Genomic DNA, 22354 nt, shown 5'->3' on the forward strand with positions numbered 1-22354 from the left:
GGTCAGTCTCCGAAACGGACGTAGAGATGCCTGGGTACACGCATCATCGAACCCTGGATCTGCGGAGGCGCCTTGTCCGGATCGAAGCGCAGCCCCGGCAGGTGATCGAGCGCGGCATGCAGCGCACGGGTCATCTCCACCCGCGCCAGATGCTGGCCGACGCAGATGTGCGGCCCGCGCGAGAAAGCGAAATGGGGCTTGCGATCGCGGAAGATGTCGAAGCGATCGGGATCGGCGTAGATCTCCGGATCACGGTTGGCGGCGCCCGCAACCACGTCCAGCAGCGACCCGGCCGGAATGGCGACGCCGGCCAGCTCGGTGTCGACCGCCGCCATCCGCATCTGCACCGCCACCGGCCCGTCCCAACGCAACGCCTCCTCGATCGCCTGCGGGATAAGCCCGCGGTCGGCGCGGATCGCCTCCATCTGGTCGGGATGTTCGAGCAGCGCGGTCAGCAGGATGCTGGTGCCGCGATAGGTGGTGTCGCCAGCCGCGTTCATGAGCTGGCGCAGGAAGGAGATCAGCACCTCGTGCGGCAGATATTCGCCGTCGACCTCGGTCAGCGCCAGCAAACTGACGAGATCTTCGCCCGGATCGCGCCGGCGCTCCTCGACCAGCGCGGTGAAATAGTCGCCGAGCTTGCGGCCCGCCTCGATCGCCTTCTCATGGTTCACATAGTCGGTCTGGCCGAGCGCGAGCCGCTGGAAGGTGTGGACGTCCTCCTCGGGCAGGGCGAGCTGGTGGTAGATGACCTCGAACGGATAGCGCAGCGTGAACTGCTCGATCAGGTCGGCGTGGCCGAGCGGCAGGAACTTGTCCATCAGCCCGTGGACCACGGGGTCGACGATCGTCTCGCCCCATTTCTTCACATATTGGGGCAGGAATATCTTCTGGAAGATCCGGCGCCAGCGGCCATGCTCCGGATTGTCCATGGTGCTGATGCTGCCCTGGCCGAAGGTGACGCCCAGGTTGAACTTGTAGCCCGCGTTGGAGAAGCGATCGGTATCGGTGAGCACCTCGTTCACCTCGCTCGATCCGACGACGGTGAACATCTTGCGGTCGGGGTAGAGCGCCGCGGGCAGGCCCATCAGCGGGCGATAGCCGCCCTCGATCACAGGCGCCTCGGCGCGCCAGCGCGCGATCAGCGGATAGGGATCGGCATGATCGCCGAAATTGATCTCGTCGGAATTGAACGGATCATAGTTCGGATCGTCGAACTCCTGGATCCGGACGGCGCTCTCCATCGCTCACCACCTTATATGAAGTGGTCACTACATAAGAGTGCGCCGTCGCCGCTGTCAATCGGAGCGGCCCCGCCACATCATATCCGCGATCATTTGCTCGAGCGCCGCGATCAGCGCCTCGCGGTCGGTGTGTGGCGGGAACAGCATCGGCTGGAACAGCACCGCCGAGGCGATCATGCCGAAGCCCAGCCGCACCGCGATCGCGGTATCGGCGCGGGTCGCGCCGTCCTGGGCGGCATAGGTGGTCGATTTCTCGAAGAAATTGTCGAGGCCGCCGAAGGGCAGGGCGGGTTGTGCCCGGCCGTCGGCCGGCATCTGGAACAGCAGCGCGCGGAACATCTCCTGGTTCTGCTCGAACAGGGTGTAGACGGCCCGGACGAAACGCCGCGCATCGGCGTCCCGGTTGGGGTCGCGCGGGTCGGGGTGGAGGGCGACGAAATCCTCCATCAGCCGGTTGAAAGGCGCCGTAACCACTTCGTCGAACAGGGTCGCCTTGTCGCCATAATAGCGGAACAGCAGGGTCTCGCTGACGTCGGCGAGACGGGCGATCTCCTTGGTCGTCGCGAAGGCATAGCCGCGCTCGGCGAACAGCTCGCGCGCCGCGGCGCGGATGCGCTCGACCACGTCCTCGCGGGTGCGGCGGCGGCGGCGGGTGCGGGGCTCGGGGGCGGCGTCGATCGCGGCGTTGCTCATGGCCGCTTTAGACCGTCTCGCGAGGGCCGAGTCCAGCGCACTAGCGGTTGCGTCCTTCGAGGATCAGCGAAGCGGCGTGCCAGGCTGCGGCCATGATCGGGCCGTTGGTGTTGGCCGAAACCATGGTCGGCATGATCGAGCCGTCGACGACGCGTAGCCCGTCGACGCCGCGCACGCGCAGCTTCTCATCGAGCACGGCATCGTCGAAATCGCCCATCCGGCAGGTCCCGCAGGCATGGTAGCCGGCCTGCCCCTGGCTGCGGAAGGCGGAGAGAATCTCCTCGTCGGTCCGCATCGAGCGGCTCGGCTCGCGCTCGCCGATCACCATCGGCGCGATCGCCGGCTGGTGCATCCATTCGCGGATGTAGCGGTGCATCGCCACGGTGACAGCGCAGTCATAGGGATCGGTCAGATAGCCGGCGTGAATCTGCGCCGGCTGGTTCGGATCGGCCGATGCGATCCGTACCCAGCCTTCGCTGCGCGACCGCAGCGGATAGCCGAACAACTGGACGCTGTGGGCGCGATCGACGACCATGTTGCCCTTGTCGTCAGGCATCGCCACCGCAGGCGAGAACAATATCTCGATGTCCGATGTCTCGGATTCCGGCAGCACCCTGGCGAAGGCGCCGACCGTGCCATAGGCCACCGCCATCATCCCCGATCGATTGAGATAGTAGCGCAGGACGTTGGCGGCGAGGCGCAGGCCCCGAAGCTGGGGATTGTGGCTGTGCGGCACGCTGATGTCGAACTGCATCATCATCAGCCGATGCTCGAGCAGATGCTCGCCCACGCCGGGGCTGTCGACCACCGGGGCGATGCCGAGCGCCTGGAGATGCGCGGCATTGCCGACGCCCGAGCGTTGGAGGATCTGCGGCGACATTAGCGATCCCGCGGAAAGGATGACCTCGCCCTCCGCGTCGAAGCGCCGTGGCGCGCCGCCGACCGTCGCAGCGACGCCGATCGCGCGGCGGCCGTCGAACAGGATGCGGTCGACCGTGGCGCCGGTGACGACGCGCAGGTTGGGCCGCCCGCGCGCCTGCTTGAGGAAGGTCTGCGCCGTGCTCTGGCGGCGGCCCTTCCAGATGGTGCGGGTGGCGTAGCCGACGCCCTCCTGCCGGGGCCGGTTGAGATCCTCGACGCGGGGCAGGCCCATCTGCTCGCCGGCGGCGATGAACGCCTCGGTCAGCGGGGTCCGTTCGCGCTCGACGCTGATGCCGAGCGGGCCGCCGCCGCCGCGCACCTCGTCCTCGCCCAGTTCGTGCCGCTCGATCGCGCGGAAGGCCGCACCCATCGCGCTCCAGCCCCATCCCCTGGCGCCGAGCTTCTCCCAACCGTCATAATCCTCGGGCTGGCCCCGGAAATACATCATCCCGTTCACCGAGGAGGAGCCGCCGAGCATCTTGCCGCGGATCCAGGTCTCGGACGGCACGTCGTCATGCGCCTCGGTCTGGAAATACCAGACGTGGCGCGGATCGGTGTAGAGCTTGGCGACACCGCGCGGCATGTGGATGAAGGGGCTGCGGTCCTCGGGCCCCGCCTCCAGCAGCAGCACCCGGTTCGCCGGATTGACGGACAGCCGATCGGCCAGGACGCAGCCGGCCGAGCCGGCGCCGACGATGATGTAATCCCAGCTCACAGCGCGGCCCGGATCACATCGCCGATCAAGGTGCGGCTGTCCTGGTTGATCTCGATCGTGTCGAACATGCGGTTGTGGCAGAAGGCGACCGCGAGCTTGCGGTCGGGATCGGCCCAGCCGATCGATCCGCCCATGCCGGGATGACACAGCGCGCGCATGTTGCGCGGGCTGGAGACGGGCGGGGCCTCCGCGCCGCCCAGCCAGAATCCCGCCCAGCCGATCGGCACCTTCATGCCGAAGAATACCGGATCGGCATCGTCGAAATGCGGGCGCGGGCCGGCGAAGCTCGCCACCCGTTCCTCGGACAGCAGGCGGACGCCGCCGAGCTGCCCGCCATTAGCGAGCATCGCCCAGAAACGTGCCTCGCTGCGCGCGTTGAAGATGCCGCCCACCGCTGGGATGCAGGCGCGGCGGACATAAGGACGCTCGAACGGATCGGGCATCAGGTCGACGACGAGCGGCTGCGCCTCTCGCATCGCGTTGCCGTCGGGCATCACATAGACGGCGACGGCGTCGAGCCGGGCGATGCGCGGCTCGACCTCGGCGGGAATGCCGAACCACAGGTCGGTCGCGCCCAGCGGCTCGGCGATCTCCTCGCGGACGAACTGGCCGAACGGGCGCCGCTTGGGATCGGTGCGGCGGACCACCTCGCCGACCAGCCAGCCGAAGGTCATCGACTGGTAGGAGGAACGGCTGCCGGCTGGATAGGCGCCCGGCATCTCGGCAATGCGGCCGCACATCCAGTCCCAGTTGGTCATCAGCTCGGGGGTGACGTCGGGCGGCATGCGCAGCACGCCGGAGACATGACCGAGAACGTGGCGAACAGTGACGTCGCCCTTGCCGGCCTGTGCAAAGTCGGGCCAGTAAGTGGCTACAGGAGCATCATAATCGACCAGGCCTCGTTCGGCCTGGATATGGAGTGCCGTGGCCGTCACCGCCTTCGACACCGAATAGACGTTGAACAGGGTGTCGCCATCGACCGGTCGGCCGGTCTCGGGGTCGGCGATGCCCGCCCAGCAATCGACGACCTGCTCCTCGCCGACCCAGGCCGCGACCTGCACGCCGATCTCGCGCCCGTCGGCGACGAGCGAATCGAGCGTGCGCTGCACCGCCTCGTTGACCTTGTTCGCCACCGCCATATCGCGCCTCTCCCTCTGGCCTCGTCTCTTCCGTTCGCCCCACTTATCAAGTACGCACTACATAGTATAGTGTGCGGCGGAGCAGCCGAAGGGAGAGGTCATGGGCGGAAAATACGAGACAATCGCGCTGCGGCGCGAGGGCGACATCCTCGAGCTGCGAATCCATCACAAGGGTGAAGCCGCGCGCTGGGGACTGTGGGGCGGGCTGCATCGCGAACTGGGGCTGGCCTTCGCCGAGATTGCCTCCGATCCCGATCTCCGCGCGTTGATCCTCACCGGCACCGGCGACAGATTCTGTGCCGAATTCGACATGGAAGGGGAGATGCCGCCGCCCATGTCCCCGGCGGTCTGGGACGTGATCTTCCGCGAGGGTCGGAGCCTGCTCAACAACCTGCTCGCGATCGAGGTGCCGGTCATCGCCGCGGTCAATGGTCCCGCCTTCATCCATGCCGAGCTGGCGGTGCTGGCCGATATCGTGCTCGCGTCCGACACGGCCGTGTTCGCGGACAAGGCGCACGGCGTGGCCGGGGTGGTGCCCGGCGACGGCGTCCATACGATCTGGCCGATGCTGCTCGGGCCCAACCGCGGCCGCTATTTCCTGCTGACCGGTCAGGAAATCGGTGCGCAGGAAGCGCTGGCGCTGGGTATCGTCGGCGAGGTGCTGCCGCGCGACGCGCTGCTCGATCGTGCGTGGGAGCATGCCCGCGCGATCGCCGCGCGCCCACCGCTGGCGATGCGCTACACCCGGATCGCCCTGACCACCCGACTGCGCGAGCAGGTGGCCCGCGAGCTGGGGCCGGGCCTGATGCTCGAAGGCATGGCGGTACTGGCGGGGCAGGGCAACTGATTATTCTGGAATATTGAAAAGTATCTTCAAAAACGAAGGGATTATATCGTCGGGGCGACGGGCTTATCCTCCACCCCAAGACATAAGGAGGGAGAGGAGCTTGGACTTCCCACATCTGTTCGCGCCGTTCGCGATTCGCGACCTGCGCCTGAAGAACCGCATCGTCATGGCGCCGATGGAGAGCCATCTCGGCAATGCCGACGGTTCGGTCTCGAAGGAGGCGATCGCCTATTATCGCGAGCGAGCGCTGGGCGGTGTCGGCATGGTCGTGGTCGAATATACCTGCGTCGACGGGCAGGAGGGTTTCAGCTCGATGGCGCCGCAGCTGCGCCTCGATTCCCCTTTCTACCGCTCAGGCCATGGCAAGCTGGCGGCGGCGATCCAGTCGGCCGGGGCGCGGGCTTGCGTCCAGCTCAGCCACGCCGGCCGCCAGTCGCGCGAATCGGTGCTGGGGCGCCAGCCCGTCGCTCCCTCGGCGGTGCCGCTGTCGTCGCTTTATCTGAACGCGGTGCCGCGCGCACTGGAAGCGGACGAGATAACCCGCATCGTCCGGCGCTACGCCGATGCCGCCGCGCTCGCCGCGCAGGTCGGTTATGACGCGGTGATGCTCCATGGGGCGCACGGCTATCTGCTCCAGCAATTCCTCTCCCCCCTGGTCAACCGGCGCGACGACGAATGGGGCGGCGATTTCGAGCGACGGCTGCGCTTTCCGCTGGAGGTGGTGAAAGCGGTCCGGGCCGCGATCGGCAACATGCCGCTGCTCTACCGCATGTCGGTCTCCGACTTCATCGATGGCGGGCTGACGATCGAGGACAGCGAGCGGATCGCGCCGCGCCTGTGCGAGGCGGGCGTCGATGCGATCGACATCTCCTGTGGTTCGCTCGACCGGGTCGATGTGATCGTCGAGCCGATGTCGATCGAGGAGGGCTGGCGCCTGCCGATGGCGCGGCGCATCCGCGCGGCGACCGGCAAGCCGGTGATCTGCGCGGGGGTGATCCGCCGGCCGGAGATGGCCGAAGCGGCCATCGAGGCCGGCGATACCGACATGATCTCGCTCGGCCGCGCGCTGCTCGCCGATCCGCTGTGGCCGAACAAGGCGCGGATGGGGCGGGCCCAGGACATCCGCCCCTGCACGTCGTGCAACTGGTGCATCAAGGAAACCGGCGGCAATCGCGGGGTGAGTTGCGCCGAGAATCCGCGCTGCGGCCATGAGACCGACCCGCCGATCGACGCCTTCGGGCGCGGCCTGCGCGCAGTGGTGGTCGGCGCGGGGCCGGGCGGGATCGCCGCCGCGCTGCTGCTCGATCAGGCCGGCTTCGCGGTGACGCTGTTCGAGAAGCGCGGCTCGGCGGGCGGCAACCTGATCACCTCGGCGACGCCTCCGAACAAGGAGAAGCTGTTCTGGTATCACGACTTCCTCCAGCGGCGGCTGGCGGCGAGCGGGGTCGACCTGCGGCTCGGCACCGAGGCGACCGCGGAGAGGGTCGGCGACGAGCGGCCCGACGTGGTGGTGGTCGCAGGCGGATCGCGCCTCGCACCGCTGGACCTGGGCGGGGCGGGCGGGCTGCCGGTCCACCCCGCCTTCGCGCTGCTGCTGGGCGACGTCGAGCTGCCGCCGTCCTCGCCCGAGCGCCCGATCCTGATCTACGGCGGCGGCGAGACCGGCACCGAGACTGCCGAGCATCTCGCCAAGCAGGGCCACCATGTCCTGCTGGCCACCCGCTCCGACGCAGCGATGCTCGCCCGCAACGCCGAGCCGCTCTACCGCATCCACCTGCTCCAGCGGCTGCGCGCCAACGCCGCGATTGCCGTCGCCGACCATAGCCTGCTGACCGCGATCGAAGGCGACCACGTCCTGCTCGAAAGCCGGGGCGAGACACGGCGCCAGCCGGCGGCGGCGGTGCTGCTGGCGCATGGGTTGGTGCCCGATACGACCATCGCCGAAGCGCTGCTCGACCTGCCGGTGCCGGTGGTGCCGATCGGCGATGCGGTGCGGGTCGGCCGCATCGGCGAAGCGGTGCGCGACGCCTATCGCTGCGTCCAGGATCTACGAAGGACCATATATCAACCGGAGGCCATAGCATGCTGATCGAAGACACCAGGGCCGAGGGCCTGACCATCCGCCCGCTGGCGCCGGGCTTCGGCGCCGAGATCGTCGGCGTCGACCTGAGCCGGCCGATCGACACCGCGACCGAGGAGGCGATCCGCGCCGCCTGGATCGAGCATGGCATATTGCTGTTCCGCGGCGAGGACCAGGACGACGCGGCGCAGATGCGGCTGAGCGCGATCTTCGGCGAGATGGAGCCCGCCGCCACCGCCGACATGAACGATCCCAACAACAAGTTCATGATGACGCTGGCCTATGATCCGGACGACAAGGCGCCGCGTTTCCAGCAGCACTACAATGTCGGCGGGATCGATCGCGCCGGCTGGCTCGGCTGGCATTGGGACCAGGCCTTCATGCCGACGATCGTACGCGGCGCGGTGCTGCGGATGGAGATGCCTTCGCCCGAAATGGGCGAGACCGGCTTCATCGACGCGGTCGGCGCGTGGGACCGGCTGCCCGACGATCTGAAAGCGCGGATCGAGGGGCTCGAGGTCGTCTATCTGTTCAACCCCGATTTCGTCTCGGGCCAATATGGCTTTCCCGAGGACATCCGCGCGCTGCCGCGCGAGCGGCCGTCGAAGGAGCCGTCCTACGACTTCCCGCCGGTGGTCCATCCGATGGTGATCACCCAGGTCGAGACCGGCCGGAAGGTGCTCAAGCTCTCGCCGATGCACGCGCGCTACATCCTCGGCATGGACGCGGCCGAGAGCGACGCGCTGCTCAAGGAGGTGGCCGCCCACCTCGTCAATCCGGCCCATGCCTATTTCCATGACTGGCAGAAGAACGACATGGTCGTCTGGGACAATTGGCGGGTGATCCACGGCGCCAACGGCGTGCCGCTCCACTGCGCCCGCCGCGCGCGCCGCACCACGATCATGGGTGACTATAAAGTCGGCCGCTACCTCGACCCGACGCTCGACCGCGATCGCAAGGTGAAGCGGCTGGTCGACTGAGCGACGGAAGCGGCCCGCTTCGCCAGGAGGCGGGCCGTCCGGTGGGAGAGGGGAGATGCGCGAGACGCGGACCAGCCTGTGCCGGTTGTGCACGGCCTATTGCCCGATCATCGTCACGGTGGAGGAGGGGCGGGCCGTCGCCGTTGCCGGCAACCCGGAGGCCCCGCTCTATGGCGGCTATATCTGCCCCAAGGCGCGCGCGCTGCCCGAGCAGCATTATGGCCCGTCGCGGCTGACCCGGCCGCTCCGGCGGCGGGCGGACGGCGGCCATGATCCGATCGCGTCGGGCCAGGCGCTCGACGAGATCGCCGCGCGGCTCGGCGCGATCGTCGACCACCATGGCCCGCGTTCGGTGGCGGTCTATGTCGGCATGGGCAGCGTGCCCTTCATCGCCAGCTACGCGATCGCGGCCGGCTGGCTACGCGCGCTGGGATCGCCCATGTTCTTCACCGCCGGGTCGATCGACAAGCCCGGCATCCTGATCGCGCTGGCCATGCACGGCATGTGGCAGGCCGGGCAGCCGCCGGTGGATACGGCTGACGCCTGGCTGTTCGTCGGGATCAATCCGGTGATCAGCAAGTCGCCCGGCTTTCCCGGCCAGAATCCGGGCCTGTACCTCAAGCGGCTGGTCGACCGGGGCGCCAAGCTGATCGTCATCGACCCGCGCCGCACCGAGACCGCGAAGCGCGCCCATATCCATCTTCAGCCGCGTCCCGGCGAGGATCCGACGCTGCTCGCGGGCCTGATCCACGTCATCCTGGAGGAAAAGCTGTTCGACCAGGCGTTCGTCACGGCGAATGCGCAGGGGCTGGAGGCGTTGCGCGCGGCCGTGGCGCCCTTCACCCCGGCCTATGTCGCCGCGCGCGCCGACGTGCCTGAGGCCGACCTGATCGAGGCGGCGCGGGTCTTCGCGCGCGCCGGCCATTCGGGGGTCAGTTGCGGCACCGGGCCGAGCTTCGCCACCCATTCGACGCTCACCGAATATCTCGCCCTGTGCCTCACCACCCTTTGCGGGCGTTGGGCTCGCGCCGGCGAGCGGCTGACCAAGCCCAATGTGCTGCTGCCCGGCTTCGAGGCGCGGGCGCAGCCCTGGCCGGCCTTCCAGGGCTGGGGCTTCGAGCCCCGGCTGCGCGTCCGCGGCCTCGGCGGGTGCGTCAGCGGCCTTTCCGCCGCCGCGCTGGCCGACGAGATATTGCTGCCGGGCGAGGGCAAGGTCCGCGCGCTGGTGGTTTGCGGCGGCAATCCGATGATGGCCTGGCCCGACCAGATGAAGGCTCATGCGGCGCTCAACGATCTCGACCTGCTCGTCACCATCGACACGGAGATGACGGCGACCGCCGAGCTGTCCGATTATGTGATCGCGCCGAAGCTGACGCTCGAGACACCGATGACCACCTACATGCCCGAGAGCGTCAAATATTACGGCACCACGCGTGGCTTCGACCAGCCTTATGCTGCCTATACGCCGGCTATCGTCGATCCGCCCTCCGGCCATGACCTGATCGAGGATTGGGAATTCTTCTGGGGCCTGGCGGAAAGGCTGGGCTTCCCGATCCCGGTCACCACCTATTTCGGCAATGGTCCCCAGGCCGAGCATGCGCCGGTCACCTTCACCCTCGATCCGAAGGGGCCGAAGCCGACCACCGATCAACTGATCGCGATGGCGCATCGATCCTCGCGCGTGCCGCTGGAGCAGGTGAAGCAGAATCCCAACGGCCAGATCTTCGAGAGCGACCAGCGGGTGGCGCCGCGCGCGCCGGGCAATGACGACCGGCTGGAACTGGCCGCCGCGCCGATGATCGACGAGCTGGCCGCCGTGCTGGCCGAGGACAATCGCGCCATCGAGGCGGACTATCCCTTCCGGCTGCTGCCGCGCCGTCTCAACAATATCCTGAATTCCTTCGGGCGTCGTTATGCGCAGCTCGCGCGGAAGCCCTATAATCCGGCGTTCATGAACCCCGAGGACATGGCGGCGCTGGGCCTCGCCGAGGGAGACGCGATCCGCATCACCTCCCCGCATGGCGAGATCGTCGGCATCGCCGAGGGCGAGGCGGCGTTGCGGCCCGGCACCGTCTCGATGGCGCACGGCTTCGGCCGCAATCCGGGCGAGGAGGACCCACGTGGCAGCGGCGCCAATACCGGCCGGCTGATGTCCGCCGAGGTCGACTATGATCCCATTACCGGCATCCCGCGCATGGGTGCGCTGCCGGTGCGGATCGCACCCTTCATGGTTCAGGGATAGGCGCGGATGCCCCCGATGCCGGGCAAGTGCCCCGGCATCGGCAAGCGGCCCGCCCATCTCATCGAATGGGTGATGAGGTGGGCGCCGGCCTTCAGCTCGGCCGCCGGATGAGGCACGGTCCGCTCCTATCCGAAGGAGAGGCGGGGAGCGCGACTATGCAGCGGATCGAGCGGCGGATCGACGTGAGCGAGGCAGCGGGGCTGGGCGAACCGGTCGAGATGGCGGTGAGCATCTTCCTGCCCGATCCGGCGGACGTGCCGGAACGACCCGTTGCGATCTTCGCGGTGCCGGGCGGCGGCTATTCGCGGGCCTATTATTATCTGAGCTTCGCCAGTCATGAAGGCTATGACGAGGCCGCCTGGCATGTCGCGCGCGGCACCATCCATGTCGCTATCGACCATGTGGGAGTGGGCGAGAGCAGCATCCCCGACCTGTCGCGGATCAGTTTCCAGACGCTGGCCGCGACCCATGACAGCTGCGTCCGCAAGGTCGCCGCGATGATCGAGCGGGGCAGTCTCGCACCCGGCTTCCCGGCTTGTCCGGGCTTGTTCCGCGTCGGCATGGGCCAGTCGATGGGCGGCGGCGTCACCATCCTCGCGCAGGGGCGCTTCGCCACCTTCGACGCGATCGCGCCCTGCGGCGTCAGCGCGATCCACACCGCGTTGCCGCAGCGCAGCGCCGAGGAGTTCGAACTCGGCAAGCGCCGCTTCGCCCAGGTCAGCGTCGGCGACGCCAGCCAGAGCCACCTGACCACCAGCCATGAGGGCGTGGACTATGTCTATCCCTTTCACTGGGAGGACGTGCCGGCCGACATATTGGAAGCCGACATGGCGGGCGGCTATCCGATCCGCCAGACGGCGCCGGCGTTCGGCAGCCTGACCATCCCGCATTGCGCGGTGCAGATGATGACGCCGGGCTGCTTCGCCGAGGATGCGGCGCGGATCGAGGTGCCGGTGCTGGTCGCGGTCGGCGAGCGCGACACCTGTCCCGATCCGCGCGCCGAGCCTTCGGCCTATCGCGCGTCACCCGACATCGGCGTGTTCATCGTGCCGCGCATGGCCCACATGCACAATTTCGCCTCGACCCGCGAAATGTTGTGGCAGCGCCTCCATGGCTGGAGCCGGATGCTGGCGGCGGCTTAGAATATCGGGCGCTTCACCTGACCCACTCATCCTGAGGAGGGACTGAGCCTGGCGAAGGCCCATCTCGAAGGATATTTCCAGCCTCGAACGTCCCTTCGAGACAGCATTTCGCCTACGCTCAATGCTTCCTCAGGGCGAGCGGGGGCTTTTGAGTCAGACTCTCAGGATGGGCGGAACGGGAGCGTCTCGTTCTAGACGGTCGTCCGCCGGTCCCATTCGCGCTGCCGCCGGGCGATGCGCGCGGCGCGTTCGGCGGCGTCGATGCGGGTTGTATCGGCGGGGATATGCCGGTCGATCTCGGCGAAGGGCACGATGTCGAGCCAGTGACGCGGCCCCTCGCGGACCTGGGTGGTGGGGATACCCTGCCAGCGGATCATCGGCAGCAGGTCCCTGAGCCCGCCGGTGTCGACCCAGTTGGCGATCCCCGGATCGCGCGCGGAAACGACCAGGCTGATCGTGCCGTCGGCATCATGCTCGGCCTGGGCGGCGGTGAGGCCCGACTGGATGCGGTGCGCGTCGATCGAACGGTACCACCACATCGCCATCTGGAAGCTGTTGTAGCAGGCGCCCGCCGGATCGAAGCGGACGATCGCGGCCTGGTCGTCCTCCAGATGGAAATGGCCGAGGCTGCTCGCCTGGGTGACGAGGCCACCATAGCCGGCGACCCGGATAGGCTGGACCATTGTGTTGACCGGCTTGCCCGCCGAGAGGCGGAAGAACCAGTAATAGAGAGGCACGTCCTCGCGCATCCGGCGCAGCGCCTCGTCGAGCCGCTGTTCGAGGTCCAGCGGGGCGGCGTCGTCAAGCCGCTCGATGCTGAGGTCGAGCGGGGTCTCGCGCCCCCAGTCCATCATGCTGTCGCGGATGAACAGGAATTTGGTGCGCGGCGTGCTGGTCAGGTGATTGGACCGGCCATCGGCAGGTTCGCCATCGATGCTGATCGTGAAGCTACCGTCCTCGTCGAGGGCGATGCCGGGCAGTTCAAGCGTCTGGGCGGTGACCGACGTCCCCCAATTCTCGACCAGGGTGAAGGAGGCATGGGCGGGGCGGGCGTCAAGGATGCGCCCGCTGACCCGATAGCGGCCCCCCGGCGCGATGCCGGCCAAACGGTAGCAATTGTCGGGATTGTCGCCGCCCATGCGCGCGTCCGGCACGTCGCCGCCCTGCCAGCGATAGCCGGGCATGAAGTTGCGGACGATGCGCGGCGCGGCCGGATCGATCGCCGTCGCCTTGAACAGATAGTTGGTGACCCAGCCGTCCATCGCGCTGTCGAAGCTGTCGAGCAGGCCGTCGGGGATGTCGGTGCCGTGGCCGACGCGCCAGAGCTGCGCGGCATGGTCGCGCGCGGCGCGGGTCTGCGGCAACGCCCACATGTGCCGTACTTCCTCCTCGGCCGCGAACTGGCCGGCATTGGCGATCGGATTGGGCGCGATCGGATCGGTCATGCGAATTTCCCGAGGCCGAAGCGCCGGCAATAGCCCTCGAACGCGCTCTCGATCATCTCCCGCGTCAGGCCATAGGGCTCCATCGTGTAGCGATAACGGCCATAGCGATCAGGCGCATTGGTGGGATCGGCGAGCCACGCTTTCATCCGCGCCTCGAATTCCGGGCCATAATCGAGTCCCCATTGGCCATAGGCCTTGCGGACGATCGCGATCGGATCGCGCACCAGTTCGCGAAAATCGACGTGCAGGATGCGCGGGTCGTCGGCGAAGGGGCTTTCGATCGCCTGCGCGACCGATTGGGCGATGCCCTGGACGAACGCCGGGCCGAGCTCCCTGAAATCCATCTGCCAGTTGGTGATGGCGCCATAGAGCACCGCGGTGATCGCCATGGTCGACGGATGCACCTCCACCGGGTCGCGATGCGGCCAGATGCAGAGCGCGTCGGGATAGGCCTCGAACAACTCCTCCAGCACGAACTGGTGGTAGATGCCCTTGACCACCCAATGCTTCGGCTCCTGGTTCCACTGGAGATGCTGGAGGAACTGGCGGTGGAAGCCATAGGCCTCGCGCGCATTGCCGGCGTCGAGGATCATCGCCAGCGCCGGCATGCGGTAGAGCAGGGTGGGATAGGCGTTCTGGAAATCGAGGGTGAAGATCTCCTCATCCTCGATCAGGCAGTGGCCGCGCTTGTCCCAATAGGGATGCATGGTCAGCAGGCCCGGCGTTTGTGCGACCAGCCGGTCGAGCTCCTTGCCGGTATATTCGATCCGCTCCGGCACCACCGGCACCTCGCCGGGGGGCGGGGAGGGGTCATGGGTTTGCCACCACAGCGGCGCGCGGGCGTTGGGGTCCTCGGCCAGCAAGGAGTGGATCAGCGTGGTGCCGGTGCGGGCGAAGCCGATCACGAAGATCGGACGCTCGATCCGCTCATCGGCGATCGCGGGGATGCGCTTGCGGTCGGCCGCGAGCCGCAGCCGCGTCGCGAGCAGCTTGCGGAGCTGGAGCTCGACCTCCTCCTTGCGTTCGTCGGCCATGACGACCTGCCCGTTGACCCACGACACCAGCTTCTCGACCCGGCCACGCAGGCCATCATCGAGCGTGTCGAAGGAACCGCTGATGATCCTGGCGCTGTGGAACAGCCGTTCGACGTCGATCGGCGTCCCGTCACCGGCGTTGTCGGTCCTGATGTCGGGTGATCTGCTGTGCATCGACGGGCGTCCTCTCATCCTCGGCCGGACCGGCGCCGGCCGTCGACGATTTCGTAGGATGGTTCGCCAGGTTTCTCAATTGTCGCAGCGGCGCCATCGCATATGTGAATGACGTAGCGATATTCTCAATGGAATGGCCGTGCGGAGAAGGGCGGTGGGAATATGAAAAGAACGATCGTTCTTTATTGATCTTCCGGTTCCGCATCGATCAGCGCTTGCGCGGCCTGAAGGGCGTCGAGCATCACCCGATAATCCTGTCCGGGCAGCGCCGTCGGCCACATGATGTGGGACGAGTGGCGATCGAGCTCGACGAGGCGCTGGAGCAGCGCGATTCCGTTCTGGGTGAGCTGGACGAGCATGCCGCGCCGGTCGTCGGGATTGGGCACCCGCTCGATCAGACCGAGCGCAAGCAGCCGTTCGAGCCGCTTGGCGACGCCCGCGAGCGAGATGACGAAATGCTTCTTGAGCGCGGTGGGCGCGAGCCGGTGCGGCGGACCGGCGCGGAACAGCGTGTCGAGCACCAGCACCTCGCCCGCCGTCAGCCCCTCGCTGGCCGCCGTCCGGGCAAGGCCGATCTCGATGCTGCGCGCGAGCCGCAGCAACCGCACCGTCATCATATAGGCGCGGGTCAGCTCGCCGTCATAGCCGGTGGACCACCGCTCCATCGCTTCATCGAGGCCGGCATCGGACGTCGGCGGCAAGGGGCTCGAATGAAAGGCGGGCCCCGGTCGCAGCCGCCGGTCCGCCGACCAGGCGAGCACCCCGGCCTCGACCAGTTCGCCCACTCGCCGGGCCGCCGACGACTTGCTGGCATAACCCCAGAGCCGGGCGAGCCCTGCCATCGAGGGGATCGTGCCGTGCCGGGCGTGATGCGCCTCCAGCGCCGCGCGGCACGCGTCGATCATGGGAGCGGTCGTCCGGCTTCGGGGCATGACGCCATCATGGCGTCCCAAAGGCGGCGAGGGAAGCCGTCGATCAGGCGAACAGGCTGTCGCCGAAACGCTCGGTGTGGCGGACCAGGTCGCCATATTGCTTTTCGAGGCTCATCAGCCGGCGGAAATAATGGCTGACTGCATATTCGTCGGTCAGCCCGTAACCGCCATGGACCTGAATGCCGCTGCGCGATACGAGCTGCCCGGCTTCGCCGATCACGATCCGCGCGGCCGACAAGGCGGCGGCGCGCTCGGCGGCGGGGCGGTTGCTGTTGGCGATCGCGTGGTAGAGCATCGAGCGCGCCTGGTGGGTCGCGACGAACATGTCGGCCAGGATGTGCTGGATCGCTTGGAACGAGCCGATCGCGGCGCCGAACTGCTTGCGCTCCCTGGCATAGTCGCCGCAGATGCGGATGCAGGCTTCCATCGCGCCGACCGCCTGCGCCATCAGCGCCACGCCGGCGCGATGGATCGCCTCGTCGAGCACCGCCTCGCCGCGATTGCTGCCGATCAGCAGCGCGTCGGCGGAAAGCGCGACGTTGGTCAGCCGGATATCGGCGGCGCGGGTGCCGTCGATCAGCGGATAGGCGTCGACGGTGAGGCCATCGGCATCGGCCGGCACCAGGAACAGCGCGACCCCGTCCTCATCCTCGATCCGTGCCGAGAGGATCAGTTGCGCCGCGCTAGGTGCGTCGGCGGCCATCAGCTTGGCGCCCGTCAGGACGAAGCCGTCGGCGGTACGCCGCGCTACGGTGACGACCGCCTCGGTCGACAGCGGATCGGCACCGGGTTCCTGATGGGCGAGGGCGACGCGCAGCGTGCCGCTGGCGATCTCGCCCATCAGCGCGTCGGCGCGGCCCCGGTCGGCGGCCTGGCGGAGGATCTGGCTCGCCAGCACGACGGAGCTGACATAGGGCTCGGTGGCGAGCGACTTACCCAGCGCGATGTTGAGCAGGGCGACGTCCTCGATCGTGCCGTCGAGCCCGCCGGCCGCCTCGGGCAGCGGCAGCGCCAGCCAGCCCAGCTCGGCGAACTGGGCCCAGCGGCCTTCGTCGAAACCGAGCGGATCGTGGCGCCGCTCGCGCCAATATTCGACGCCCGAGCTGTCGGCCAGCAGCCGCTCGGCGCTGTCGAGCAGCATCGTCTGAATGTCGGATTTGGCGAAATCCATGGGTGATCCTCAGAGTCCGTAGGCCAGCTTGGCGAGGATGTTCTTCTGCACCTGCTTGGTGCCGCCATAGATGGTGGCGGCGCGGGTGATCAGGGCGATGGTGGTGCGGCCGGGCACATGCTCGGCCCAGTCGGCGCTGGGCGTGGGGGCTTCGGGGCCGGGCTCGTAATAGCGCAGCGACTTGGCGCCGAGCGCGTCGAGCTGGAGCATGGTGATCTCCTGCTGCAGCTCCGACCCGCGGATCTTCAGCACCGAGGCGGCGGCCGCCTCGGGAAAGCCGGTCTCTTCATGGGCCAACACGCGCAGCACCGACCATTCGAGCGCGATCAGGTCGGCCTGCACCCGGGCGAAGCGCGCGCGGTAGGCGGGATCGTCGCACACGCGCCGCCCGCCGACCCTCTCGTGGCGGGCGATCTCCTTGGCGCGCTCCAGCTCGCGCTTGCTCCAATAGATGAAGCTCGACGTCGTGCGCTCATGCTCGAGCAGGAATTTGGCGTAGGTCCAGCCCATGCCCGGCTCGCCGACGAGCTGGTCGGCCGGCACCTCGACATTGTCGAGGAACACTTCGCACAGATGCGCCTCGCCGTTAATCTGCGGAATCTGCCGGACAGTGACGCCGGGGCTCGCCATGTCGATGATCAGGAAGGAGATGCCCTTTTGCGGCTTCACCGTCTTGTCGGTGCGCACCAGGAAGAAGCCCCAGCGCGCATGGGCGGCGCCGCTCGTCCAGATCTTCTGGCCGTTGACGATATATTTGTCGCCGACCAGCTCGGCCGAGGTGCGCAGCGAGGCGAGGTCGGAGCCCGAACCCGGCTCGGAGAAACCTTGCGCCCAATAGGTTTCGCCGTTGCGGATCATCGGCAGGAAGCGTTCGCGCAACGCCTCCGACCCGAAGGTGTAGAGCACCGGACCCAGCATATGCGTGCCGCCCCAGTCGAACTCGGGCGCGTCGGCAGCGTAGAGCTCCTCGTTGAAGATGAAGAGCTGCTGCGGGGTCCAGTCACACCCGCCATATTCCTTCGGCCAGTGCGCCACCGCGCGGCCATGGCCGTTCAGGATGCGCATCCATTCCTGCTGGTCCTGGATGGTCGCGTTGTTCTGGACCTTGGTGCGCTGCCGTGCCTTCATCTCGGCTGGCAGGACCTCGTCGATGAAGGCCCGGATTTCCTTGCGAAAGCTTTCCAGTTCCGGATCGTGCAGCAGTTCCATTGGATACCTCGAACAATATGGCCATCCCATGACGCCAGCCCTGGCGGGGCGCAAGCGGGGCCCGGTTCCCATCATCAATGCGATGGAGCGGGGCGCTGGTTTGACACGCCGGAGCCCTGGTGATGCTATAGTTTGCATGCAACATGCGGATAGCCTGATCTGGATTTCGGGCGCGACCGAGGGGATCGGCCTCGGCTTGTCGCGCAACGTTCCCTATGCCGAGGCGCGGGTGATCAACCTGTCGCGGCGCACGCATCCGGCGATCGAGAGCGTCCACCTCGATCTCGCCGATCCGTCGAGCTGGAACGCGGTGGCCGCCCATTTCCGCGAGACGCTCGCCGGCTTCCGGGGCAAGCGCGCGATCTTCGTCCAGAATGCGCATCTGAAAGGGATGACCGGTTTCGCCGGCGAGGTCCCGGCAGCGGATTATGCGCGTGACCTGACCGCCAACATGGTCGCGCCGATCCGATTGGGCGAGGCCTATCTGCGCGCCGTGATCGACAGCGGCTATACCGGCGAGGCCGGGTTGGTGATGATGTCGTCTGCCTCGGCGCGGTCGCCCTATGAGGGCCAGTCGGTCTATTGCGCGGGCAAGGCGGCGCTGGAGATGTGGGTGCGGGTGGTGCGGCGCGAGCTGCTCCAACGCGGACGCGAAACCATCTGGGTGACGGCGGTGCGTCCCGGCTTCGTTGATACGGGGCTGACCCGCCATGTCGCGGCGATGGCCGATCGCGACTATCCGGTCGCCTCGATGCTGCGTGGACAGATCGAGCGCGGGGAAGGCGTGATGGATATCGATACCGCCGCGCGACACATCTGGGCGGCGTTGCCGGCCGACCGTTCGCTGCTGCTGTTCGGCGATCAGGTGCAGGTCGATCGCGCGGGGAGTCCGGCATGAGCGGATTCCCGGTCGAGGACCGCACCGCCTAGGTCACTGGCGGAGCGAGGGGAATTGGGCTGGGGATGGCGCGCGAAGGCAGACGGCTTTAAGTTCGATAATATATATTATGTTAAATATCAATATGGGCAATATCGCTATTTTCAGGGATTTTCGAGCCCTCTCAATGGCTTCCGATCTATAATCCCCGGCCGAGCAGCAGCACGATCGCCGTCGCCGCCATGAAGATCACCGCCCATATCAGCGCGAGCCGAACCAGCCGTCCCGCCGGCAACTGCCGGCGAGCCAGCGCTGGCGCCACGAGAATCAGCATCGCGACGATTGCGATCAGCCCGACGATCCTGTCTCCACTCATGGCTGCATCTCCAGTCCGTCATAAGCCGGCTCGACGCCGTCCGGCAGGCTTTCGCCAAGCCGCGCATAGTCCATCGACTGGTCCATGTGCGTCAACAGCGCGCGACCCGGCGCGCACATCCGGATCGCGTCCAGCGTCATGGCGAGATGCGCATGGGTCGGATGAGGCCGCACGCGCAGCGCATCGACAACCCAGATGTCGACACCGCTGAACAGGTCGATCATCTCATCGGTAAATTCATGGAAATCAGTGGAATAGCCGATCGACTTGCTATCATGATCGAAGCGTAGTCCGGCGCTGAATATCGATCCGTGCGGCTGCGCCACGCAGCGGACACGGATGTCGCCGATCGTCATGTCCGGCTGAAGCAGCCGGGGTTCCACCGTCGGCGGATAGCCGTCGCGCCCGGTGAAGACATAGTCGAAGCGCCGCCTGAGCTGCTGCATCGCCTCGGCAAAGGCGTAGCCGGGCACCGGCGCGCGGCGCGCATGATATATCTGCCGGACATCGTCGATGCCGTGGCAATGATCGGCATGGTCGTGCGTCCACAGGATCGCGTCGATCGCGATGACGTCGGCGTCGAGCAGTTGCTGGCGCATGTCCGGCGTGGTGTCGACGAGCAGCCGGGTCGTGGCGCTTTCGATCAGGATCGAGGCCCGGCTGCGGCGGTTGCGTGGCTCCGCCGGATCGCAATCGCCCCAGTCATTGCCGATCCTGGGGACACCCGACGAGGTTCCACAACCCAGGACCCGGATCTTCATCTCGTCGCTTTCGTGAACAAATTGAAGAAGTTCGCACTGGTTCTCGCGGCCAGGTCCTCGATATCCCAGTCGAGCTCGTTCGCCAGCATGCGCGCCGTATCGACGACGAAGGCCGGCTCACACGGCTTGCCCCGGTGCGGCACCGGAGCGAGGAACGGGCTGTCCGTCTCGATCAGCAACCGGTCGCGCGGGATGAGATGCGCGGTTCGGCGCAGGTCGCCGGCATTCTTGAAGGTCACGATCCCTGACAGCGAGATGAAGAAGCCGAGGTCGAGCATCGCGCGGGCGAGATCCGCGCTGCCGGTGAAGCAGTGGATAACGGCGGTAAACGCCCCCTTCCCCATCTCCTCGGCCATGATCGCCTTGGTGTCCTCCTCCGCCTCGCGGGTGTGGACGATCAGCGGCAGGCCGGTCTGTCGGGCGGCCGCGATGTGGCGGCGGAAGCTGGCCCGCTGCCGATCGCGGTCCGACTTGTCGTAATAGAAATCGAGTCCGGTCTCCCCGATACCGACGACGCGCGGATGCTCGGCCCGCTCGACCAGCAGCGCGGTCTCGACGTCGGCATGGGTGTCGGCATCGTGCGGATGGATGCCGACGCTGGCCCAGACGTCGGGCTCATGCTCGGCGGTCGCCAGCACCGCGCTCCATTCGGATGCCCGGGTCGAGATGTTGAGCATCGTCGATACGCCGGCCGCGCGCGCTGCCGCGAGCACCTCCTGCTGGCGATCGGCCAGCCCGGAATAGTTGAGGTGGCAATGGCTGTCGACGAACATCAGGCGTCCGCCGTTTCCAGCTCGAGCCGTGGGAACAGCGGCACCGGCTGCGCCACGCGATAGTCCGAGGCCCGCAGCTCGTCATACCAGGCCTGGCTCTCGATCGCCGCGAAGTCGCGCGCGTCGGCGGCGACGCCCATCTGGTCGAGCAGCTTGCCCGCGCTGTCGGGAATGACCGGCAGGATCGCGATGGCGAGGTCGCGGATGACGCTGAACAGCGTACCGAGCACCGTCCTCATCCGCTCCGGGTCGGTCTTGCGCAGCGCCCAGGGCGCCTGGGCGTCGACATATTGGTTGCAGGCGAACACCGCCTTCATCCACGCCTCGATCCCCACCGAGAAGGCGAGCTGCTCGAAGGCGCGGGGCGTCTCGTCGAGGCAGGCCGCCGCGACCGTCCGGATCAGCGCCGCATCCTCCTCGGTACGGTCGAGCGCGGGCAACTCGCCGTCGAGATTCTTGAAAATCATCGACAGGGTGCGCTGCGCCAGATTGCCGAAGCTGTTCGCCAGCTCGGCATTGGCGCGGTTGACGATCGCTTCATGGCTGTAGCTGCCGTCCTGCCCGAAGCTGACCTCGCGCAGCAGGAAATAGCGGAGCTGGTCGACGCCGTAGCGCTCCGCCATCGCCATCGGATCGACCACGTTGCCGACCGACTTCGACATCTTCTCGCCCTTGTTGAGCAGGAAGCCGTGGCCGAACACCTGCTTCGGCAGCGGGATCTTCGCCGACATCAGGAAGGCCGGCCAATAGACGGTGTGGAAGCGGACGATGTCCTTGCCGATCAGGTGCAGGTTCGCCGGCCAGTATTTCGCCAGCGCCGCGTCACGGTCGGGATAGCCGATGCCGGTCAGGTAATTGGTCAGCGCGTCGACCCAGACATACATGACATGGCCGGGGCTGCCCGGCACCGGCACGCCCCAGTCGAAGCTGGTGCGCGACACCGACAGGTCGCTGAGTCCGCCCGAGACGAAGCTGACGATCTCGTTGCGACGGGTTTCCGGCCGGATGAAGTCGGGCTGGTCGCGATAGAGCTGGAGCAGCGGCTCCTGATAGCGGGACAGCCGGAAGAACCAACTCTCCTCCTTGGTCCATTCGACCGGGGTGCCCTGAGGCGACAGCTTCTGCCCCCCTTCCCCCTCGGTCAGCTCCTTCTCGTCGTAGAAGGCCTCGTCGCGAACCGAATACCAGCCCTCGTAGCGATCGAGATAGAGATCGCCATTGGCCTCCATCGCCTGCCAGATCGCCTGGCTGGCGGCGTGATGGTCGGCGTCGCTGGTGCGGATGAAGCGATCGCAGGAGATGTTGAGAGTGTCGCACATCTCCTTGAAATAGGACGACATCTCATCAGCCAGTGCGCGCGGTGTGATATCGCGGGCGCGCGCCGCCTGCGCCATTTTCAGGCCATGCTCGTCGGTCCCGGTCTGGAAACGGACGTCGCGGCCCATCGACCGCTGGAAGCGCGCGATCGTGTCCGCCGCGATCGCCTCATAGGCATGGCCGATATGCGGGCGACCGTTGGGATAGCTGATCGCGGTGGTGATGTAATAAGGTTCCGACATGGCTCAGCCATTAGGCAGCGCTTCGGTAATCCGCAACGCC

The 22354-nt window shown here is 67.2% G+C and carries 19 protein-coding genes; 6 read left to right on the top strand and 13 right to left on the bottom strand.

Annotated features, from left to right (window positions below):
• Positions 1-2: 2 nt before the first annotated feature.
• The 4 genes from B5X82_RS03110 to B5X82_RS03125 are packed head-to-tail and all read right to left on the bottom strand — an operon-like array spanning position 3 to position 4712.
• Entirely contained in the window at positions 3-1244 is a 1242-nt protein-coding gene (locus B5X82_RS03110; RefSeq protein ID WP_079646550.1) for a cytochrome P450, read from the bottom strand.
• A 54-nt stretch (positions 1245-1298) separates the two neighbouring features.
• On the bottom strand, positions 1299-1937 hold the full coding sequence (locus B5X82_RS03115; protein ID WP_079646551.1) for a TetR/AcrR family transcriptional regulator: 639 nt from the start codon (positions 1935-1937) through the stop codon (positions 1299-1301).
• A 40-nt stretch (positions 1938-1977) separates the two neighbouring features.
• Positions 1978-3573, bottom strand: a complete 1596-nt coding sequence (locus B5X82_RS03120) for a GMC family oxidoreductase (RefSeq protein ID WP_079646552.1) — start codon at positions 3571-3573, stop codon at positions 1978-1980.
• The gene (locus B5X82_RS03125; protein ID WP_079646553.1) at positions 3570-4712 is read right to left on the bottom strand and encodes a serine hydrolase domain-containing protein; all 1143 of its coding nucleotides are present in this window, start codon (positions 4710-4712) and stop codon (positions 3570-3572) included. Before B5X82_RS03125 ends, B5X82_RS03120 begins: the two co-directional genes overlap by 4 nt.
• A 100-nt stretch (positions 4713-4812) precedes the next feature.
• On the opposite strand from B5X82_RS03125, the gene B5X82_RS03130 reads away from it, so the two are divergent.
• From B5X82_RS03130 to B5X82_RS03150, 5 genes are all read left to right on the top strand, one after another.
• A complete protein-coding gene (locus B5X82_RS03130; protein WP_079646554.1) occupies positions 4813-5559 on the top strand; it encodes an enoyl-CoA hydratase/isomerase family protein in 747 nt (248 codons plus the stop codon).
• Between the two features lie 100 nt (positions 5560-5659).
• Entirely contained in the window at positions 5660-7648 is a 1989-nt protein-coding gene (locus B5X82_RS03135) for an oxidoreductase (protein WP_079646555.1), read from the top strand.
• Positions 7642-8619 carry a TauD/TfdA dioxygenase family protein gene (locus tag B5X82_RS03140; RefSeq protein WP_079646556.1) on the top strand — a complete coding sequence of 326 codons (978 nt, stop codon included), beginning with the start codon at positions 7642-7644 and terminating at the stop codon, positions 8617-8619. The genes B5X82_RS03135 and B5X82_RS03140 overlap by 7 nt, the downstream gene beginning before the upstream one ends.
• 55 nt (positions 8620-8674) lie before the next feature.
• Entirely contained in the window at positions 8675-10861 is a 2187-nt protein-coding gene (locus tag B5X82_RS03145) for a molybdopterin-containing oxidoreductase family protein (RefSeq protein WP_079646557.1), read from the top strand.
• A 155-nt stretch (positions 10862-11016) separates the two neighbouring features.
• On the top strand, positions 11017-12003 hold the full coding sequence (locus tag B5X82_RS03150; RefSeq protein ID WP_079646558.1) for an alpha/beta hydrolase: 987 nt from the start codon (positions 11017-11019) through the stop codon (positions 12001-12003).
• 191 nt (positions 12004-12194) lie between these two features.
• Here B5X82_RS03150 and B5X82_RS03155 read toward each other — a convergent pair whose 3' ends face one another.
• The 5 genes from B5X82_RS03155 to B5X82_RS03175 all read right to left on the bottom strand — a co-directional run bounded on the left by B5X82_RS03155 (position 12195) and on the right by B5X82_RS03175 (position 17968).
• Positions 12195-13448 carry a hypothetical protein gene (locus tag B5X82_RS03155; protein ID WP_079646559.1) on the bottom strand — a complete coding sequence of 418 codons (1254 nt, stop codon included), beginning with the start codon at positions 13446-13448 and terminating at the stop codon, positions 12195-12197.
• Positions 13445-14656, bottom strand: a complete 1212-nt coding sequence (locus tag B5X82_RS03160; protein WP_079646560.1) for a sulfotransferase family protein — start codon at positions 14654-14656, stop codon at positions 13445-13447. Before B5X82_RS03160 ends, B5X82_RS03155 begins: the two co-directional genes overlap by 4 nt.
• Before the next feature lie 182 nt (positions 14657-14838).
• Positions 14839-15561 (bottom strand): MarR family transcriptional regulator, encoded by a 723-nt coding sequence (locus tag B5X82_RS03165; protein ID WP_235862582.1) that lies wholly within the window; start codon positions 15559-15561, stop codon positions 14839-14841.
• Between the two features lie 70 nt (positions 15562-15631).
• A complete protein-coding gene (locus B5X82_RS03170; RefSeq protein WP_079646562.1) occupies positions 15632-16759 on the bottom strand; it encodes an acyl-CoA dehydrogenase family protein in 1128 nt (375 codons plus the stop codon).
• 9 nt (positions 16760-16768) lie between these two features.
• A complete protein-coding gene (locus B5X82_RS03175) occupies positions 16769-17968 on the bottom strand; it encodes an acyl-CoA dehydrogenase family protein (protein WP_079646563.1) in 1200 nt (399 codons plus the stop codon).
• 136 nt (positions 17969-18104) lie between these two features.
• Here B5X82_RS03175 and B5X82_RS03180 point away from each other — a divergent pair, with 136 nt between their 5' ends.
• A complete protein-coding gene (locus B5X82_RS03180; protein ID WP_079646564.1) occupies positions 18105-18866 on the top strand; it encodes an SDR family NAD(P)-dependent oxidoreductase in 762 nt (253 codons plus the stop codon).
• A gap of 178 nt (positions 18867-19044) precedes the next feature.
• On the opposite strand, the gene B5X82_RS26645 is transcribed toward B5X82_RS03180, so the two are convergent.
• From B5X82_RS26645 to metG, 4 genes are read right to left on the bottom strand one after another with little or no spacing between them, the layout of a single operon-like run.
• Positions 19045-19221 carry a hypothetical protein gene (locus B5X82_RS26645; RefSeq protein WP_016744408.1) on the bottom strand — a complete coding sequence of 59 codons (177 nt, stop codon included), beginning with the start codon at positions 19219-19221 and terminating at the stop codon, positions 19045-19047.
• Positions 19218-19982 (bottom strand): MBL fold metallo-hydrolase, encoded by a 765-nt coding sequence (locus tag B5X82_RS03185; protein ID WP_079646565.1) that lies wholly within the window; start codon positions 19980-19982, stop codon positions 19218-19220. The genes B5X82_RS26645 and B5X82_RS03185 overlap by 4 nt, the downstream gene beginning before the upstream one ends.
• Positions 19979-20755 carry a TatD family hydrolase gene (locus B5X82_RS03190; protein ID WP_079646566.1) on the bottom strand — a complete coding sequence of 259 codons (777 nt, stop codon included), beginning with the start codon at positions 20753-20755 and terminating at the stop codon, positions 19979-19981. The genes B5X82_RS03185 and B5X82_RS03190 overlap by 4 nt, the downstream gene beginning before the upstream one ends.
• Positions 20755-22314, bottom strand: a complete 1560-nt coding sequence (gene metG, locus B5X82_RS03195) for a methionine--tRNA ligase (RefSeq protein ID WP_079646567.1) — start codon at positions 22312-22314, stop codon at positions 20755-20757. Before metG ends, B5X82_RS03190 begins: the two co-directional genes overlap by 1 nt.
• Positions 22315-22354: the final 40 nt, after the last annotated feature.

The organism is Rhizorhabdus histidinilytica, assembly GCF_900167915.1.
In the GTDB taxonomy this organism is placed as follows: Bacteria; Pseudomonadota; Alphaproteobacteria; order Sphingomonadales; family Sphingomonadaceae; genus Rhizorhabdus; species Rhizorhabdus histidinilytica.

Coding starts and splice junctions, on each gene's coding strand:
- B5X82_RS03110 (WP_079646550.1), bottom strand. CDS start 1,244: ATGGAGAGCGCCGTCCGGATCCAGGAGTTCGACGATCCGAACTATGAT.
- B5X82_RS03115 (WP_079646551.1), bottom strand. CDS start 1,937: ATGAGCAACGCCGCGATCGACGCCGCCCCCGAGCCCCGCACCCGCCGC.
- B5X82_RS03125 (WP_079646553.1), bottom strand. CDS start 4,712: ATGGCGGTGGCGAACAAGGTCAACGAGGCGGTGCAGCGCACGCTCGAT.
- B5X82_RS03130 (WP_079646554.1), top strand. CDS start 4,813: ATGGGCGGAAAATACGAGACAATCGCGCTGCGGCGCGAGGGCGACATC.
- B5X82_RS03140 (WP_079646556.1), top strand. CDS start 7,642: ATGCTGATCGAAGACACCAGGGCCGAGGGCCTGACCATCCGCCCGCTG.
- B5X82_RS03145 (WP_079646557.1), top strand. CDS start 8,675: ATGCGCGAGACGCGGACCAGCCTGTGCCGGTTGTGCACGGCCTATTGC.
- B5X82_RS03150 (WP_079646558.1), top strand. CDS start 11,017: ATGCAGCGGATCGAGCGGCGGATCGACGTGAGCGAGGCAGCGGGGCTG.
- B5X82_RS03155 (WP_079646559.1), bottom strand. CDS start 13,448: ATGACCGATCCGATCGCGCCCAATCCGATCGCCAATGCCGGCCAGTTC.
- B5X82_RS03160 (WP_079646560.1), bottom strand. CDS start 14,656: ATGCACAGCAGATCACCCGACATCAGGACCGACAACGCCGGTGACGGG.
- B5X82_RS03165 (WP_235862582.1), bottom strand. CDS start 15,561: ATGATCGACGCGTGCCGCGCGGCGCTGGAGGCGCATCACGCCCGGCAC.
- B5X82_RS03170 (WP_079646562.1), bottom strand. CDS start 16,759: ATGGATTTCGCCAAATCCGACATTCAGACGATGCTGCTCGACAGCGCC.
- B5X82_RS03175 (WP_079646563.1), bottom strand. CDS start 17,968: ATGGAACTGCTGCACGATCCGGAACTGGAAAGCTTTCGCAAGGAAATC.
- B5X82_RS03180 (WP_079646564.1), top strand. CDS start 18,105: ATGCAACATGCGGATAGCCTGATCTGGATTTCGGGCGCGACCGAGGGG.
- B5X82_RS26645 (WP_016744408.1), bottom strand. CDS start 19,221: ATGAGTGGAGACAGGATCGTCGGGCTGATCGCAATCGTCGCGATGCTG.
- B5X82_RS03185 (WP_079646565.1), bottom strand. CDS start 19,982: ATGAAGATCCGGGTCCTGGGTTGTGGAACCTCGTCGGGTGTCCCCAGG.
- B5X82_RS03190 (WP_079646566.1), bottom strand. CDS start 20,755: ATGTTCGTCGACAGCCATTGCCACCTCAACTATTCCGGGCTGGCCGAT.
- metG (WP_079646567.1), bottom strand. CDS start 22,314: ATGTCGGAACCTTATTACATCACCACCGCGATCAGCTATCCCAACGGT.